Genomic DNA, 16,927 nt, shown 5'->3' on the forward strand with positions numbered 1-16,927 from the left:
CGCCTAGAATGGCCTGCGTGACTCAACAACATTCCCCAAATTCGGCAGCTGGTCCGCAGACAATCGCCATCTTCGGCGCCAACAGCGAGATCGGCGCGCAGGTCGCGCTGCGCATGGCTCCGGGCAACCGCTTGATGCTAGCTGGCCGTCGTCTCGATGACCTCAAGGTGCAGGCCGCAGCGCTGCGTGAGGCAGGCGCGGCGGAGGTGCGTTATTTCTTTTTCGACGCCACCTCTACCCACACCCATGCCGAAATCATCGAGGAGATTGAGGCCGTAGCGTCCATTGATACCGCCCTAGCGATGTTTGGCGTGCTGGGTGATCAAGAGCGGGCGGAGGTCAGCGGGGAAGAGGTGCACAAGATTCTGCACACCGATTTCACCGCCCAAGCTGTGTTGCTCACGGAGTTGACCTACCGGATGAAGCAGCGCGGGCGTGGCACAGTGGTGGCCTTTTCCTCAATCGCCGGCGCCCGCGTGCGCAGGCCGAACTACGTGTACGGTTCCGCGAAGGCGGGACTGGATGGCTTCTGCCAGGGGATGCAGGATGCGCTGCAGCACACCGGTGTGCGTTTGCTGCTGGTCCGCCCGGGCTTCGTGATCGGGCGCATGACCCAGGGGATGGATCCTGCACCATTTTCCACCACCCCGGACGTGGTGGCTCAGGCAACAGTGGATGCCATCGCAGATGGAAAAACCCGGGATCTGTGGGTCCCGGGTACCTTGCGCGTACTGGCTGCAATCATGCAGGTGGTGCCACGCTGGTTGTGGCGACGCGCGCCACGGTAGAGCTGGATCACAAAAGCTCAAGAGCTTAGGTGATGAAGGGTAAAACCCTTAGACACCAGCGACGTTGTAAATCAGAGTGCGCAGGAATCCGAGTCCCACGGACAGCGCGGTGGCGAAAGCCACCACAACCAGGGTGCCCTTGACGATGGTCAGGAACTGCTGACCTCCGTCCAGCTGTTTAAAGACGTCATACTCTGGGAATACATTGCCCCAAGAGCCGGTGGCGTCTCCGTTGTCTTCCTCTACGGAACTGCCGCCAGCCTGCGCGACCACAAACGCGGACGCCTCAGCCTGAGCAGGAGCAACAGCGGTGAAGGAGATGGCAGCCACGGTAGCTACTGCGAGAGCGTTTCGGCGAAGACGCATGAGGAATTTCCAATCTGAAAATAAGTTATTGATTCGTTATCAAATTCACTCTTAATCTAGCCTGCGCACTCAGGTATTTCAAACGTTCGTGTGCAGGATAGGATAGAGATCACCTTTCTTACCCCTTGTAATGGAGTTTTTATGCCCTTGTTAGCGGCTGCATATCTGATTATCGAAATCACCGCGTTCATTCTGCTTGGCCTCTGGATCGGTTTTGGCTGGGCCATTCTGCTCATCATCGGTCTGTTCGTTCTGGGCTTGGCGTTGAGCGCTTGGCAGTTCCGGGAACTCACGCGTCGGGTATCCACCACAGCGACGCACCCGGATAGCGCGACCGCGGCTCAGCCCGTCGACGGCGAATCCGCCGGCCGGCTCACCGCCGATCTCGCACTGGCACTGGTCGGCTCACTGCTCGTGGCTGTCCCCGGTGTGGTGACCTCGGCGCTGGGAATTTTCTTCCTGCTGCCACCCACCCGCGCGCTGATCCGCAAGGGTATCGGTGCTGGTGCACGCGTTGCCATCACCAAGTTCGCGGACAATACCTACCAAAATGTCTACGGAGTCGCCCGCCCAGGCAGCAAGGCCTATGGCAAGGAGCGCGCAGACCGCCCGCAGGGCTGGGGAGAGGTAATCGATCACCGCGCAGGAGAAACACCCACCAGCACTGATCCCCGCACGAACAACCACCCCGAAGACCCCAACCCACCCCGCGGAATCGAAGATTCCCGCTAATGTTCCGGATCCTCCTAGCCGGGTTCTCCGGCTTGATGCTCTATGCATCTTTCGCGCCCACCGGTCTGTGGTGGGCCGCTCCATTGGGCATGGCGGTTTTCGTCTGCGCGGTCACCCGGCACAACGCGATTTTCGCCTCCTGGTTGCAAGGAATCATCCTCTACCTGCTGCTCCTTCCCTGGGTGGGAGAATTCGTGGGTTGGTACGCGTGGGTCGGCCTGGCGGTCATCCAATCGCTGTACTCCCTGGTGTTCGGCATCGGCCTGCGCTGGATTCACCGCTCACCCGCGCAGGGCAATTCCCGGCGCGCGGTGATTTTCTCCGGGCTGGGCATCAGCGCCTGGTACGTCCTCATCGAGTTCATCCGCTCGAGCTGGCCCTTCGGTGGCTTCCCTTGGGCCCGCCTGGCGTGGGGACAGGTGGAAGGCCCATTGGCGTGGTGGATCCGCATTGGCGGCCCCGCCTTGGTTACCTTCATGGTGGTCCTGAGCGGTGTGGGACTGGCGTGGCTGTACTGGACGTTCGTGGAGGATCGCCTTCCTTTTTCTCGACGCCACACCCCGCGCACCCACCACTTTTCCCTCGTGGTTCCCGCAGCTCTCGCAGTCATACTCTCCCTCGGCGGGAGTCTGGGTCTGCTGTTGGCGCAAAAACAGGCTGACAGCACTAGGGCAGATAACCCGCCTCCCACGCTCCGGGTGGCCGCAATTCAGGGAAATGTGCCTCGCCTAGGGCTAGATTTCGCCGCACAAAGAATGGCCGTTCTGGAAAACCACGCGCGGGAGACCCACAAGCTGGCCGAAGCGGTGGCTGCGGGGGAACAAGCACAGCCGGACATCGTGATCTGGCCGGAAAACGCCTCCGACGTGAACCCCTTCATGCATGCCGAGGCAGCTGAGGTGCTGGATGAGGCCGTAGCGGAGATCAAGGCTCCCATCTTGGTGGGCACCGTCACCCCAACGAGTAACCGCATGGTGCTGTGGACCAGCGAAGGCCCTGCGGATTACCATGACAAGCGCTTCCTCCAGCCTTTCGGGGAATACATGCCATTGCGCGATTTGCTGCGCAAGGTCACTCCGCTGGTGGATCGGGCCGGGAACTTCCAACCTGGAACGGATAACGGAGTAGTGCCGTTAACTCCCAACTCAGGATCCTTCGCCAACGTGGAGATCCCCATGGGCGTGGCCACGTGCTACGAAATCAGCTTCGATGGTGCCCTCCGGGAATCCGTCCGTGGGGGAGCGCAGATCCTCACCACTCCCACGAATAACGCCACCTTCGGCTTCACGGATATGACCTACCAGCAGCTCGCCATGAGCCGGATGCGAGCCATCGAGTATGACCGTTCGCTGATCGTCGCCGCTACCTCCGGAGTCTCTGCAATCGTCCAACCGAATGGCTCGGTTTCGGAACAAACCCGGATCTTCGAGGCAGATGCGTTAACCGCGGATCTGGAGCTGCGGGACACCACCAGCATTTCTGCCCGGGTAGGCCCATGGGTCGAGGTCGCTCTAGAGGCTCTGGGAGCCATCAGCTTGGTGCTGGCAATCTGGCTGCGGCCGGTGATGGTGGCGTCGAAAACAAAGGGAAATAAGAAGAAGGCGGGAAATAAAACCCGCAACACGAGAGCCCAACGCAGCATGCGCTCGCGGAAGTAATTAGACTTTAATACAGCACTGGGTCAACAAGCCCATATAGAAAGGTTGCTTTTGCAGATATGACGAAAATCAGCGATAAAACACTGGTCATCATTCCAACGTTTAACGAACGTGAAAACCTGCCTCTCATCGTCGGTCGCCTGCTTGACGCAGAGCCAGAGCGCGTAAACGTGCTGGTCGTAGACGATTCCAGCCCAGACGGCACCGGTGACGTGGCCGATGAGCTGGCAGCCAAGGATGACCGCATCAACGTCATGCACCGCGAGGGCAAGGGCGGCCTGGGTGGCGCTTACGTCGCTGGCTTCCGTTGGGGTCTCGAGCGCGAGTACAACGTGCTCTGCGAAATGGATGCCGACGGCTCCCACGCCCCAGAGCAGCTGCACCTGCTCCTGGATCGCATCGATACCGGCGCGGAAATGGTCATCGGCTCCCGCTACGTGCGCGGTGGCAAGACCGTGAACTGGCCAGCGAGCCGTCAGCTGCTGTCCCGCGGTGGCAACGTCTACGCTTCGGTGGCACTGGGCGCAGGACTTTCTGACATCACCGGTGGCTACCGCGCGTACCGTCGAGAGGTGCTGGAAGAGATCGATCTGGACTCCGTGGATTCCGCTGGATACGTCTTCCAGGTAGATCTGGCATTCCGCGCTGTGGAAGCCGGATTCGACGTCCGCGAAGTGCCCATCACCTTCACCGAGCGTGAGCTGGGCGAGTCCAAGATGAGCGGCAACATTGTCAGCGAAGCGATGCTGCAGGTCACCAAGTGGGGTGCGGCGCACCGTTACTCCCAGGCAAAGAACCTCACCACCGAGTTCTCTCGGCTCGGTCTCGGTGTCTTGAAGAACACGTTCACCAAGTAAGCGCTGGAACTTTTCCATAGCGAAAGGCCGGGTACCTCGATTGGTACCCGGCCTTTGGTGTTGCAGGAAGTGCGCTGGGACTTATCCTGGCAGCGCGCCCACCTTGAAGATCGCTCTTTAAGCGTTCTTGGCGGCTTCCTGTTCCTTCATCAGCTTCACTGCGTTGCGGCGACGCTTGCGCAGGAGCTCAATGCGCTCATCAAGCAGCACATCCAGCTCTTCGATGGAGCGACGCTCGCGGAGCATATCCCAGTGGGTGCGGGGTGGCTTGACGGGCTTGGACTCTTGGCCATCGCCCTCGATCAGCGTGCCGAGCTGGCCGTTCTTGCACATCCACTCGTTGGGGATTTCTGCATCATCAGCGAAGGGGACTTCGTAGACTTCGCCACTATCGGTTTGGTACTTCACCATACGGCGGGGCGCTAGGTCGTGATCCCGGTCCGTTTCGTAGGAAACTGCGCCCATCCGGCTGCCACGCAAAACGCGATCTGCCATTTTTGCCTCACTCCTCCAATAGATTTTTACGGTGCCAGAGATATGTAACTACCTGCTGCTCGCACCTAACCCTGTCATTCTAGCGGGTTTCACTCACCTCCACTTAACGGACGGGCACTAGAATTTGTTCCCATGCCCGCTTCCGAGACTGAGCTCTCCAACCGCCCCGAGCCGCGCAACCGCAAGCGCGCCCAACAGTGCCTGTGGTGCGCGGGGGAGATGGAACAATCTGAGTCCGGCCGGCCCCGCAAGTTCTGCTCGCAATCCTGCAGGCAGCGCGCATATGAACAGCGCAGGAAGCTATCGCACACGGATATCCCCGGTGATTCCGTGATCTATTCCTCGCAGGCCGCCAATGAGCTGCTCGATGGTCTTTTCGAGCTACGCTGCGCCGCCGAGGATATCCGCACGGCAGTGGAGGAAGGGGAAGAGGCCGCGAGCGTCTCTGAGCTCACCGCGGAATTGGTGGAGATCGCCCGGCGGCTGGAAAAGCTACGTGGCCAATCAGATTAGAGTTTTTCCACTCGAAGACTAGGCTGAAAACCATGCGTAAAGGAATCATCACGCTCGGTGTCATCGGAATCATTGTCAGCCTGCTGGTGGGCTTTGGGCCGATGGTCTACCGCATGGTCAATGACAAGGGGCTTCAGACCGCTTCACTGAGCGAAGGGGGAGAGCCAGCCAGCATCGGGATTGACGGAACCTGGTTCACCGTTGACGGCTTCGGGCAAAACCGCACGCAAGCTGGGTATACCTTCTTTGAAAAGCTCCCCGCCGAGGACAAGACCACGTCCGGGCGCACCGATAATCAGGACTCTGAATCGGTGCATGGCGAACTGCGCGTGAGCGATGGCCAGCTCCAGGAGGGCCTGGTCACGGTGGATGTGGCATCCATCAGCTCAGATAACGAACGCCGCGATATCAACGTGCGCAAGAACATCCTGCACACGGACAAATACCCCAAGGCCACGTTCGCCATCACTGAACCCACGGATCTCTCCGGGGTGCCGGAGGATGGAACCGTAGGCACGGTGAAGGTGACGGGGGATTTGACTCTGCATGGCGTCACTAAGAAAATCACCACTGACCTGCGGGTACTGCGCACGGGTGAAAGCGTGATCATCGAGGGCAGCGTGCCCGTGAAACGCAGCGATTTCCACATTGAGTCTGGTGATTTCGTGGCCGCGGTGATCGATGATGAAGGCACGATCGATCTGCTGTTGGTATTCCAACAACGCTCCTAGCTCTTGCCGGAACTTCTGCTGTCTTGATGGACGGTTAAGCTAAGACTCATGTCTCCACAATTGATTTTCTACTCCCGCCTGATGCGGGCAGTGGTGCTGGTATTTTTCATCGGCTTTCTCCTGGTCACGGGCTCCACGTGGGTGAACTGGCTGTTCGCCGCAGTGTGCGCCGTCTTGCTGGCAGCCACGGTATGGCAGATCTGGAGCACCATGAAGGATGAGCGCTCCTCATGACCGCAGCACCTCAGCAGGCATTACAGGCTGTGGTGAGCACGCAAGGTGCAGAGCACGTCCAGGAGTGGCTGGCAGCTCACTCCACAGTGGTCATTTCTGAGGAAATCAACCGGCTTTCGGCCGCTGATATGGCCGTGGCATATCGCTTGTTGCCCAAGGACAGGGCGCTGCGCGTCTTCGAATTGATGGATCCTCCCACGCAGGCCGAGCTTCTCCAGGCCCTGCTTGATGAGGAAACCACTGGCCTGCTGGATTTCCTGGCTCCCGATGACCAGGCGGAGTTGTTGGATGAGATCCCGGCGAAGGTCGCGGCGCGCCTCATGGAGGGCTTGCCGGAGCAGCAGCGGGCCTTCGTCTCTGATTTGTTGGGTTATCCTGCGGAATCGGCTGGCCGTCTTATGGTTCCGACGCCAACCATTCTCGCTCCCAGCGCCACCAGGGAAGATGCGCTGGAAAAGATTCAGCGCAACGCTGTGACACAGCGAACTTCCGGAGAATTCCCGCGCTCTACCGTCACGGACTCGGACATCGCCGTGATCCCCGTGGGCGACGAGGCCCGCCGCCTGCTCGGAACAGTTTCGCTCTCCGCGGTGGTGGCCGCACCCACGGGCACGTTGATCGAGCAGGTCATGCACCGCGAAATGCACCACGTGCGGGCCACCGAGGATCAGGAAGTGGCAGCGCGCTTGATGCAGGAGGCTGACCTCTTGAGCCTTCCCGTGGTGGATGATGAAGAGCGCATTTTGGGGCTCATCACCGTGGACGATGCCATGGAGGTCCTGGAGTGGGAGGCCACCGAGGATGCGTACCGCTCCGGCGGTTCCGAACCTCTCAAGGAGCCCTACCTCAAAGCCACGGTTCTCACGATGGCGCGCAAACGAGGAACGTGGCTGGCGCTACTCATCGTGGCCGCGTTCCTGACCATCAATGTCATGGAGTTCTTCGAGGCCACCCTGGAAGCCGTGGTGGTTTTGAGCGTCTTCGTGCCCATGATCATCGGCACGGGTGGCAATGCGGGTGCCCAGGCTGCGAGTTCCGTGGTGCGCGCGCTGGCCGTGGATGAGGTACGGCCAGCGGATCTGACGAGGGTGATTTGGCGCGAGGTTCGCGTGGGCTTGTTGCTCGGCGCATTCCTCGGAGCCGTGATTTTCCCGGTCATTATGGTGATTTATGATTTCCCAGTTGCCTGCACCATTTCTCTGACCATCGTCTCGATCTGTGGATGGGCATGCGTGGTGGGTGGAGTGTTGCCGCTGCTCGCCAGCAAACTCGGGGTGGATCCAGCGGTGTTCTCCACGCCCGTGGTCTCCACATTGGTGGATGCCACCGGATTGATCATCTACTTCACCATTGCCAATCTGATCCTTGCGGATCAGATTGCCGCGGCAATGGGGTAGTGGTGGCCAACCGATTTAGCAAGGATCGGTGAAGTCTCCCGCGGTGTTGAGCGTTCGAGCGTTTCCACCTTCGCGCGCCTTGGCCGCACACATAGCTTGCTGGTCCTGGCCGAAGTCGTAGTAGACGGGGTAGATGTCCTCACCATTGATCTGCGAGCGCAAGGATGGGCATTTGCCGGGAGTGGTGAAGTCAAGATTGTTGCCGCGAGCGATCGTCATGGCGATCTGATCATTCAGCTCGCTGCGGTCATTGCCGGGAACGTGGACGGAGTTAACAATGAGGATGTTTCGACCATCGCACGCAGGTTGAGCTGCGGGCTCCACCCATTCGCCCAGCGCAGCTGAGGTGAGGTATCCGGAGCTGTTCGCGCCACTCGATTGGCCACCGGTGGAGGAGGAACCATCACACTTGGAGACCCTTGCCCTGGTCGCCTGCGGCACGCCGAGTTCATCCAACGTGGAAGTTTCGTAGCAAGGAAAACCGGTGTGAGTCGTCTTTCCCGGTGCGTGAGGAATGCGCTTCCACTGGCCATCAGCAAAGCGGAAGAGTCCCACGTGATCAGTTTGTGCCTGGCCGCCAAACAAGAACTTGCCGTCACAGTTCTCGATGTTGTCCACCCAGTGATTCTCTGGGTTCTTTCGCACAGCTGCAGCTGCGCATTCACCGGTGGTAGCAGCGGCGGCCTGAGTCTCTTCTGGCTTGGCCACCTCTCCGCGAGTCGGCTCTGGCTTTTTGGTCTCTTTACTGGAGGAGGACTCAGTAGAAGCAGAAGAAGATTCCTGCGCAGCAGGTTCTTCGTTCTGGGAACAAGCTGCTGCACCGAACAGCAACACGCTGGCAATTATCGGCAGTACCGCTCTTTTTTTCGTCATGAGTGAAAATCTATCAGAGGTCCTGGACAACGGCTCGCGATCCTTAGATAAAACGTTCGATTATCTTAATCGCAGCTCAAGCGCGGTTCACACGAAAGTAGAGGGCCCCGGTTCACCGGAGCCCTCACGTGTCGCTTAGTAAAAAATCAGCGGTGGTCTGCAACCATCTTTTCGGCGAGCGCCTTGGAAGACTGCGGGTTCTGACCGGAGTACAGATTTCCGTCAACCACCACGTACGGACGCAGTGGGAAGCCCTTGCTGTAGCGCAAGCCGGCTTCCTTCAGCTTGTCTTCGAGGTACCATTTTGCCTTCCAGCCAAATGGGTTGATGCGTTCCTCGACGTTGGAAAGACCCGTCAATTCTCGGCCGGAGAATGGGGTGTTTCCCTGCTCATCCAGGGTCGCCAGTACAGCGGCAGGCGAGTGGCACAGCACGCCGAGCTGACCACCGGAAGCCAACTGATCGACGAGGATTTTTCCGGACTTCTCATCGATTGCCAGATCTTCCATTGGGCCATGGCCGCCTGGGTAAAACACGATATCGAAGTCAGCGGCATCCATCTCGTGGAGATCCGCGGGCTTATCCAGAACTGGCTTGAGCGCTTCCAAGCGCTCCTTCATCTTCTTGATGGTTCCTGGCAGCACGCCACCCATGACCTTCAAGCTCAGCTTGTCTACAACTGGCGCCTTGCCACCTGGCGTAGCGACGGTGATGTCATATCCAGCCTCAGCAAAGATATCGTGAGGCACCACGAATTCTTCAGCCCAGAATCCAGTGGGGTGCTTGGTTCCGTCCTTGAGCGTCCAGTGATCTGCTGCAGTGATTGCGATCAATACCTTTGTCATGAGAACTCCTTGTTTTGTTTATGTGTCGTTCTACACCTTCATGTATACCTGCCTTCCGAGCGCTGCATTACGTCACAAGTGACAAAATGGGGCGTTGCACCAGGGTAGGAGGCCGCATGACCCGAGGGGCTAAATGCGCCATTTAGCCGGGAGTTGAGACTTCAGCACAGCCTTCAAGCCGTGCCCAAGGATCCAGCTGCCGAGTGCACCGGGATTCAACATTGGGTGCTTGCCTGAATGTTTTGCTTAAGGATGAGCGTGGCGTCGAAAAGAAAAGGAAACGGATTGCCCGTTGAGGAAAACAAAGCGGGTGCGGCTAACAACTTCGCCGGGGTCACGTAGCGGCAGCATGGGCGTGAAGTAGTGCGTGTATGCAGGGCGTGTGTTGGGTAACCCCTTCTCGACGTCACCTTTTACTTCTTTTGGCCGATAATATACATTATGACACTTTGAGGATTGCGGGGCGCTCCCCACCAATAGCGCCGCCTGCCTAGAGATCGAAACGTCGAACTGCGAGGGCGTAACGCTGCTCCTCGTCCGCGTCTGTCTCCAATTCGGTCATGCCGCGGAGCAAGTCACTAGGATCGGGATGATCACCCAGGTTCTCCAAGTAGACGCGATGCTCGCGCAGCGACTCAATGCCTTTCTCGATGGGCGCGCCGGTGATCTCGATCTGATGGGTCGGTCGATCAGATCCCGAGACCAACAACGTGGAGACTTGCCAATAATCCAGCTGAGCGCCGTTCTCATCGGTGAGGTCAGTGAACAGCCACTTGTTGCCCGCATCGCGAACCGCATCAACCGCTGCCAAGCCAGCAACCCGGTGATCTGCGTGATTCAGACCCCACGGCACTTCCAAAGCCCATTCGGTGAGAACCAAAACGGTTGGCTTGACGTCTCGAATAACCTCCACAATTTTCTTACGCAGTTCAGTGGAGTACTCCAACACCCCATCCGAGAAATCCAGGATGCGCAGATCATCCACGCCCACCTTGGCGCAGGCGCGTTTTTGTTCCTGTGCCCGCAGCGGGCCGGTTTCCTCCGGAGACTTGTCCTGGATGCCCGCTTCCCCGGTGGTCAGCAAGAGATACGTCACATCCACACCCTGCTCAACCCACTTGGCCACCGCGGCAGACACGCCGTATTCCAAGTCATCCGGGTGCGCCGCGACGCAGAGAACCCTGTCTGACTGCTCAATCGTGAATTCTTCCAACGTGGACATTGTGTGCTCACCGTACTTTCGCTGCTGACAGAGTGGCTGAATCGCCCTTTGCTTCCCCACCTTAGGCATTTTCATGCGAGCGATATTTCCATTGTTCATCAGCTTTGCGACGCGGGCTCTGGCGGCGAGGTCTGTGACTGCTGACACGCACTGGCGGACGGCGCGGGCTCACACACCGAGGAAAGGGCAAATTCAGAGTGTGACGAGCACTCCACTAGACTCTTTGAGTGATGTAATTTACATGGGCTAAGGTTATATAACCAGAGCTATGACGAGCTTCAATATGCAGGAGACTATATATGTCCAACGATGATGCCAAGGGACAGCCAATCAAGCTGAACCCGGTGATCGCCCAGGCGCCGGGGGCGCCTTCAACTCCACCACCGGCAGCAAGCGCACCGGCAGCGAGCACCCCTGAGCCAGCAGAGTCCACTCCGACCCCGGAAGCTCCACAGGCTCCTGCCGCAGAAACCGCGGCACCAGCTACTGAGGCCGCAGCTCCCGCTGCCTCCGAAACTGCTGCCTCCGAAACTGCTGCACCAGCGGCCGCTTCCACTAGCGGTCCTTTGAAGCTCGGCGCGGCTAGCGCTCCGGGTGCACCGGGCGCTCCAGGAGCTCCTGCGGCACCAGCTGCTTCTGCTCCTTCCGCTCCGGCCGCATCTGCTCCCGCAGCATCCGCCGGTGCTCCAGCAGCGCCAAGCGTTCCTGCTGCCCCAGGCGCACCAAAGGCTCCATCGGCTCCTGCAGCTCCCGGTGCCCCTTCTGCCCCAGGCGCCCCCGGTGCTCCGGCTGCAGGCGCTCCTTCAGCTCCGGGCGCTCCCGGTGCACCAAAGGCTCCATCGGCTCCCGGCGCTCCATCGGCCCCTGGTGCCCCAGGTGCCCCCACTGCGCCAGGCGCTCCCGGTGCTCCGGCTGCAGGCGCTCCTGCTGCCCCAGCGGCTCCAGGTGCTCCGGCCGCCGCTCCAGCAGCTCCCGCTGCAGGTGCCCCAGGCGCCCCAGCAGCAGCTGCCAAGACTCCAGCTCAGTCCACCAAGGACAAGCCAAAGGAAAAGCCTAAGAAGAAGCGTGAGCCAATCGTCATCGGCGAGCGCACCCTCGGCCAGTGGGGCAAGCTCGCCGGCATCGCCTTGGCTGCTGCCTTGGTCGTCGCCGCCATCGTGGTCTTCGGTGCCCGCTGGCTCGTCGGCTTGGACTCTGTCGCCGAATGGATGGACAAGTACCCAGGCGATTACGAACCGCCTGCATTTGTCGACGAAGGCTTCCCTTGGTGGGCCCGCTGGACTCACTTCCTGAACTTCTTCTTCATGGCTCTGATTATTCAGTCCGGTCTGCGCGTGCGTCAGCAGCAGAAGCCACCGGCTGTGTGGCAGCCGAAGAAGGGTGGCAAGAAGATCAGCATCAACCTGTGGCTGCACACCTACCTGGACGTCCTGTGGATCGTCAACGGTGCGCTGTTCATCATCATGCTGTTCGCCAGCGGCCACTGGGCACGCATCGTGCCAACCAGCTGGGAAGTCTTCCCGAACGCGCTCTCCGCTGCACTGCAGTACGCATCCATGGACTGGCCTGCAGAAAACGGCTGGGTTAACTACAACAGCCTCCAGCAACTCACCTACTTCATCGTTGTCTTCATCGCTGCTCCTCTGGCAATCATCACCGGTCTGCGCATGAGCGAATGGTGGCCAAAGAAGGCCGATAAGCTGAACAAGATCTACCCAGCTCCACTGGCCCGCAAGCTCCACTTCCCCACCATGTTGTTCTTCGTGGCCTTCATCCTGGGCCACGTGTTCCTGGTATTCACCACGGGCATGCTGAAGAACCTCAACCACATGTTCGCAGGCACCCCAGCGGAAGGTTGGGGCGGCTTCCTCTGGTTCGCCGGAGCACTGTTCCTCACCATCGGCGCACTCTTCGCCACGCGACCACTGCTCATCGCACCCGTCGCTTCCAAGTTCGGTACCGTCAGCCCTCGTTAAGATCTGACATCACCGTCTGAATGCCCATCGCTTGTGCGGTGGGCATTTTCTTTCCCCCTTTTTTCCCGACGCCAACCCCTCAAGCACCTCTACTAAATTCCCCCATTCCGCCAGCCTCTCCTGCCGGGATGTCCACGGGGTGGCAAAACAGTCAGCGAGACATCTCCCGCTCCCGTCACAATCCCTTCGCAATCCCAACAGGCCCTCTTCACAAGCCTTCAACTCAGCACGGAATCTACCCACCCACACAGAGAAAAGTCCCGGCCTCACAGGGTGTTGTGTGGCCGGGACTTCTTATCATGCTCGTGCGCGCTACCCCCTAGCGCTCACGAGTTTTAATTCTTTGGGTCTACCTTAACTGCGGCGTACTTGCCGTTGTCTCCGGCTTCGTTGATGTCTCCGGAGACATCGCTGGCGTCGGCGTCAGCATCATCGTCATCGCAGATTTCAGCTTCAATGACTTCCTGCGTGTTGTCCATATCGGACTCTTCGAACTTCGAAGCAAGGGTCTTGTGATCTTCTGCGGTGAATTCCTGCTCCGGATCCTCGCGCTTTTCCACGAGGGTGTGAATCTCCTCGCGGAGCGCACCTTCCTTCTTGATCCGGTCGCGGTTCTTGATCCACCACGCCACCATGACTCCGACGGTCACGATGCCCGTGTAACCGATCACTGGGTAGGCGTACGTCATGAGCGCTTCGAAGCCCACGAAGCTCACCGCGAATCCCACTGCACAGGTAGCCAGGAAGACAGGTGCGTACTTGCCCGGGCTCTTCGCGGTCAGGCGACGGCCCAGGGCGTAGAACATGCCGATGCATGTGTTGTAGATCAGGGCGAAGATGATCCACACCATGATGCTTGCCAAGAAAGGCTTGATGGATTCAAACAGCGCCAGCATCGGGACATCGGAGCCTTCAACCTTGTCCATGCCGAACAACAGAGCCACAGCGGACATCACCAGCATGACCGTGTAGAGCAGACCTCCCAGCAGTCCACCCACGCCCACTTCCTTGGGGTTCGCGGTGCTGCCACCGATCACCAGACACATGGAGATACCCAGGATCAAGGCCAGGCCGTTGTAGTTCAGGGCGGAAAGAATCCATGGCTTCACTGGGGATTCCTGCTGCTGCGCCAGCTCGTTCAGGGCGCCCAGGTCAGAAGGCATGTTCACCAGTGAGTAGATGAATACGCCGATGACGGCGATCACGATGAACGGAGTGATCAGCGAGATGATGCTGGAGACCTTGTCCACATCCATCAGGCCGGTGAGCATCACCAGCACCACCATGGCCAACGAGCCGATCCAGGCGGGCCATCCGAACTGCTGCTCCAGGGTGGATCCGGCGCCCGCAATCATCACGATTCCCACAGTGAACATGGTGAACGTCACCGCGAAGTCCAGGAACCTCGAGACAATGGGGTGAGACACGTTGTTGAACACGAACTTGTGCTCGCGGGCCAGGAAGTAGCTGCCCAGCTGCAAGATCACGGCTCCGGCGATGGACATGATGATACCGGAAATTACGGCACCGGCGAGTCCCCAGTAGCCGAAGGAAATGAAGTACTGAATCACTTCTTTACCGGTGGCAAATCCTGCGCCTACTAATAGGCCCACGAAAGCCAAGGCAATTTTCATCGATCGCATGAACGACACTGTGATGTCTCCATTTCGTATTGGTTATGAAACTTGGTCAGTTTTTCTCCAGTAGTGCATGTTATAGCACTGGGTTTCGTTCGCATGTCATGGCTTGCTGCTGCCTCTTATTGACCCCGCAGCGTCATTCCACACCGCTGCCCGGATTCCCCTATTGTCGTGTTCATGGCCATCTCTGATTTCGCGCGCGCAGTGGAAAAACGAATTAATAACGTCGGCATTAATTACACCGAAAAAGCAGGGTGGCAGCCCAGCCTCGCGGGTTACTACGGCTACGGCGATATGGATAAGGTGCGCATCTTCGCCCGAGTCATGATGAAGGCTCCGGATAAGGAAAGCGAGCGCTCCCGCCGCGGTTTCCGCCAGTTCTTCACCATCCAGGTCAGCGAGCACCCCGTAACCGTTCACGCGGGTGATGCCACGGTGGAAACGCACACCAACAACGGTGGTTACATCGATCTGCCGATCAAGAATCACGGCCTGGAACCAGGTTGGCAAACCATCCAGATCGAGGCAGAAGGTGCCGAGCCAGTGGATGCCGAGGTACTCATCCTGCAGCCCGGAACGCGCTTCGGCGTGGTCTCGGATATCGATGACACCATCCTGGTCACCATGCTCCCCCGCGCCGTCACGGCTGCCTATAACTCCTGGTTCGCACGGATCAATTCCCGCAAGCCGGTGCCAGGCATGTCCGCGTTCTACGAAACGATTCGCGAACAGCACCCCGAAATCCCCTTCTTCTACGTCTCCACCGGCGCGTGGAACACGTTCTCCTCACTCGTGGATTTCATCGCCAAACATGCCCTGCCAAAGGGCCCAATGCTGCTGACGGACTGGGGTCCCACCCAGACCAGCCTGTTCCGCTCTGGTCAGGAGCACAAGCGCGTTCAGCTGCGCAATCTAGTCATCGATTTCCCGGACATCACCTGGATCCTGGTCGGCGATGATGGCCAGCACGACCCCTTCATTTACGGCAACTTCGCCGAGGAGCACCCGGATCGCGTGGCCGCCCTGGCCATCCGCCAGCTCTCCCCCAGCGAGCACGTCCTCGCCCACGGCACGGCCGCCCCACTGAGCGAGGTTCTGCACCGCGGCATGGTTCCCACCATCGCGGGCGCGGACGGCTTCGACCTGCGCAAGCAGTGGTTGGAGATGGATCAAATTCGTCCCGGCGTGCTCCCCCATGCCTTTTCTTCCGACGCCGACCTCTCCCGCTAACCCGCCCAATCTCAGCTGGTGGCTTGCTCCACTATCCGCGCGACCTGCAGAAGATCCGCTTCTCCCCGCGGGCCCACCAGCTGGATGCCCACCGGTAGTCCATCGCTCGCCAGTCCCGCGGGTAGGGATATCGCGGCGTGGCCGGATACATTCCACTCCGCAGCAAAAGCGGTGGATGTCAGCGAGGCGAGCTGTGTTCTCAGCGTTCCGGTCTTCAGGTGCGCGCCTGCGCGCGCTGGGCGCCCCGCCACGGTGGGGGTCAACAGGGCATCATAACCCTGCAGTTTCTCCGTCATGGTCTCACCAAACTCATGGGAGAACCTTCGCGCCCACGCCCTCACAGCGGGACGCGCCCAGAAACCCAGCAGGTTGGTTCGCTTGTGGCGCGGCTCGATCCGCTCGGGCATTTCCAAGCCTGCGATCTCATCTCTGATCCCCGCGTAGAACTGCGTGACAAAGGCCAAAGAGGGGTCTGGCTTGCGGAGTTTCACTGGTAATACTTCGTGGCCTGCCGCTTGCAGAGCGCGGGCGATCCGCTGCACCGCATCCACGTGATCCGGATGAATCTTCAGTCCGGGAGTGGCAGGAGTGGTGTCCACCCCGATGACCAGCTTTCGCCCCTCAACTGCAGATTTCAGGGATTCGCTGGTGTGGGCAGCGGCAATGGCGTCGAAAATAACCGAACAATCCGCCACAGAACGGGTGATGGGGCCAGCAGTGCCGAGTTCCATCCACAGATCCTCATAAGGAGTTGTGGGCACGGAGCCGCGGCAGGGTTTGAGGCCGTAGGTTCCGCAGTGCGATGACGGGATGCGGATGGAACCTCCGCCATCACCGCCGATAGCTGCCGGAACCATGCCAGAGGCCACCGCGACAGCCGAGCCGCCAGAGGAACCACCCGGGGTGCGAGTGGTATCCCATGGGTTGCGGGTGATGCCGAAGGCCTCGGACTCTGTGAAGGGGAAGGCGCCAAAGGCGGGCATGAGGGTCTTGCCGAGGATGATTGCGCCTGCCTCGCGCAAACGGGTAACTAGCAGAGAATCGGCCGTCTTCGGGGTGGGATTGCCCGCGGTGCCGAAGGTGGTGGGAGTGCCAGCCACGTCGATCTCGTCCTTGATGAGGATGGGCACACCGTGCAGCGGCCCCGGCTGAAAATCAGGCTGGAGAGCTTGCTGATCCAGCTCATCGGCGGTGCGCAGTGCCTCATCTTCGAGCAGAACATGGATGGCGTTCAGGGTGGGATTGAGATCATCGATGCGCGCGAGGCACGCCTCCACACCCTCCCGTGCACCCGCGCCGGGCTGCGATAGCACCCGCTCGCGCCATTCCTGCACGCCAAGTTTCCACCAGCTAGAAGTATCCATGACCCC

The 16,927-nt window shown here is 59.6% G+C and carries 17 protein-coding genes; 10 read left to right on the forward strand and 7 right to left on the reverse strand.

The window, feature by feature from the left end:
- Positions 1-17 precede the first annotated feature (17 nt).
- Positions 18-788 (forward strand): SDR family NAD(P)-dependent oxidoreductase, encoded by a 771-nt coding sequence (locus IRY30_RS06050; protein ID WP_309824925.1) that lies wholly within the window; start codon positions 18-20, stop codon positions 786-788.
- Between the two features lie 48 nt (positions 789-836).
- Here IRY30_RS06050 and IRY30_RS06055 read toward each other — a convergent pair whose 3' ends face one another.
- Positions 837-1,154 (reverse strand): hypothetical protein, encoded by a 318-nt coding sequence (locus tag IRY30_RS06055; protein ID WP_194556418.1) that lies wholly within the window; start codon positions 1,152-1,154, stop codon positions 837-839.
- A 141-nt stretch (positions 1,155-1,295) separates the two neighbouring features.
- Between IRY30_RS06055 and IRY30_RS06060 the strand changes: the two genes are divergently transcribed.
- Genes IRY30_RS06060 through IRY30_RS06070 form a run of 3 tightly spaced genes read left to right on the forward strand, consistent with a single transcriptional unit; the run spans position 1,296 to position 4,401 of the window.
- On the forward strand, positions 1,296-1,886 hold the full coding sequence (locus IRY30_RS06060; protein ID WP_194556419.1) for an FxsA family protein: 591 nt from the start codon (positions 1,296-1,298) through the stop codon (positions 1,884-1,886).
- Positions 1,886-3,544 (forward strand): apolipoprotein N-acyltransferase, encoded by a 1,659-nt coding sequence (gene lnt, locus IRY30_RS06065; RefSeq protein WP_194556420.1) that lies wholly within the window; start codon positions 1,886-1,888, stop codon positions 3,542-3,544. Before IRY30_RS06060 ends, lnt begins: the two co-directional genes overlap by 1 nt.
- 59 nt (positions 3,545-3,603) lie before the next feature.
- Positions 3,604-4,401: a polyprenol monophosphomannose synthase gene (locus IRY30_RS06070; protein WP_194556421.1), complete on the forward strand. Its 798-nt coding sequence runs from the start codon at positions 3,604-3,606 to the stop codon at positions 4,399-4,401.
- A gap of 117 nt (positions 4,402-4,518) precedes the next feature.
- On the opposite strand, the gene IRY30_RS06075 is transcribed toward IRY30_RS06070, so the two are convergent.
- Entirely contained in the window at positions 4,519-4,896 is a 378-nt protein-coding gene (locus IRY30_RS06075) for an RNA polymerase-binding protein RbpA (protein ID WP_194556422.1), read from the reverse strand.
- A gap of 132 nt (positions 4,897-5,028) precedes the next feature.
- Between IRY30_RS06075 and IRY30_RS06080 the strand changes: the two genes are divergently transcribed.
- Genes IRY30_RS06080 through mgtE form a run of 4 tightly spaced genes read left to right on the forward strand, consistent with a single transcriptional unit; the run spans position 5,029 to position 7,771 of the window.
- A complete protein-coding gene (locus IRY30_RS06080; protein ID WP_194556423.1) occupies positions 5,029-5,409 on the forward strand; it encodes a hypothetical protein in 381 nt (126 codons plus the stop codon).
- A 32-nt stretch (positions 5,410-5,441) separates the two neighbouring features.
- Positions 5,442-6,140 carry a YceI family protein gene (locus tag IRY30_RS06085; RefSeq protein WP_194556424.1) on the forward strand — a complete coding sequence of 233 codons (699 nt, stop codon included), beginning with the start codon at positions 5,442-5,444 and terminating at the stop codon, positions 6,138-6,140.
- Positions 6,141-6,188: 48 nt separating this feature from the next.
- A complete protein-coding gene (locus IRY30_RS06090) occupies positions 6,189-6,374 on the forward strand; it encodes a hypothetical protein (protein ID WP_194556425.1) in 186 nt (61 codons plus the stop codon).
- On the forward strand, positions 6,371-7,771 hold the full coding sequence (mgtE, locus tag IRY30_RS06095; protein ID WP_194556426.1) for a magnesium transporter: 1,401 nt from the start codon (positions 6,371-6,373) through the stop codon (positions 7,769-7,771). Before IRY30_RS06090 ends, mgtE begins: the two co-directional genes overlap by 4 nt.
- Before the next feature lie 15 nt (positions 7,772-7,786).
- On the opposite strand, the gene IRY30_RS06100 is transcribed toward mgtE, so the two are convergent.
- The 3 genes from IRY30_RS06100 to IRY30_RS06110 all read right to left on the reverse strand — a co-directional run bounded on the left by IRY30_RS06100 (position 7,787) and on the right by IRY30_RS06110 (position 10,711).
- Positions 7,787-8,644 carry a hypothetical protein gene (locus tag IRY30_RS06100; protein WP_194556427.1) on the reverse strand — a complete coding sequence of 286 codons (858 nt, stop codon included), beginning with the start codon at positions 8,642-8,644 and terminating at the stop codon, positions 7,787-7,789.
- 146 nt (positions 8,645-8,790) lie between these two features.
- Positions 8,791-9,489 (reverse strand): type 1 glutamine amidotransferase domain-containing protein, encoded by a 699-nt coding sequence (locus IRY30_RS06105; RefSeq protein ID WP_194556428.1) that lies wholly within the window; start codon positions 9,487-9,489, stop codon positions 8,791-8,793.
- 490 nt (positions 9,490-9,979) lie between these two features.
- Positions 9,980-10,711, reverse strand: coding sequence for a PIG-L deacetylase family protein (locus IRY30_RS06110; protein WP_194556429.1), 732 nt, complete (start codon positions 10,709-10,711; stop codon positions 9,980-9,982).
- Positions 10,712-11,010: 299 nt separating this feature from the next.
- Between IRY30_RS06110 and IRY30_RS06115 the strand changes: the two genes are divergently transcribed.
- On the forward strand, positions 11,011-12,687 hold the full coding sequence (locus tag IRY30_RS06115; RefSeq protein WP_194556430.1) for a cytochrome b/b6 domain-containing protein: 1,677 nt from the start codon (positions 11,011-11,013) through the stop codon (positions 12,685-12,687).
- Between the two features lie 335 nt (positions 12,688-13,022).
- Here the strand turns inward: IRY30_RS06115 and IRY30_RS06120 are convergent, their stop codons facing one another.
- Positions 13,023-14,330, reverse strand: coding sequence for a YkvI family membrane protein (locus IRY30_RS06120; RefSeq protein WP_194556431.1), 1,308 nt, complete (start codon positions 14,328-14,330; stop codon positions 13,023-13,025).
- A 174-nt stretch (positions 14,331-14,504) separates the two neighbouring features.
- On the opposite strand from IRY30_RS06120, the gene IRY30_RS06125 reads away from it, so the two are divergent.
- On the forward strand, positions 14,505-15,557 hold the full coding sequence (locus IRY30_RS06125; protein ID WP_194556432.1) for an App1 family protein: 1,053 nt from the start codon (positions 14,505-14,507) through the stop codon (positions 15,555-15,557).
- 11 nt (positions 15,558-15,568) lie between these two features.
- Here the strand turns inward: IRY30_RS06125 and IRY30_RS06130 are convergent, their stop codons facing one another.
- Positions 15,569-16,921 (reverse strand): amidase family protein, encoded by a 1,353-nt coding sequence (locus tag IRY30_RS06130; protein ID WP_194556433.1) that lies wholly within the window; start codon positions 16,919-16,921, stop codon positions 15,569-15,571.
- Between the last annotated feature and the right edge of the window lie 6 nt (positions 16,922-16,927).

This window comes from Corynebacterium suicordis DSM 45110, assembly GCF_015351405.1.
GTDB lineage: Bacteria > Actinomycetota > Actinomycetes > Mycobacteriales > Mycobacteriaceae > Corynebacterium > Corynebacterium suicordis.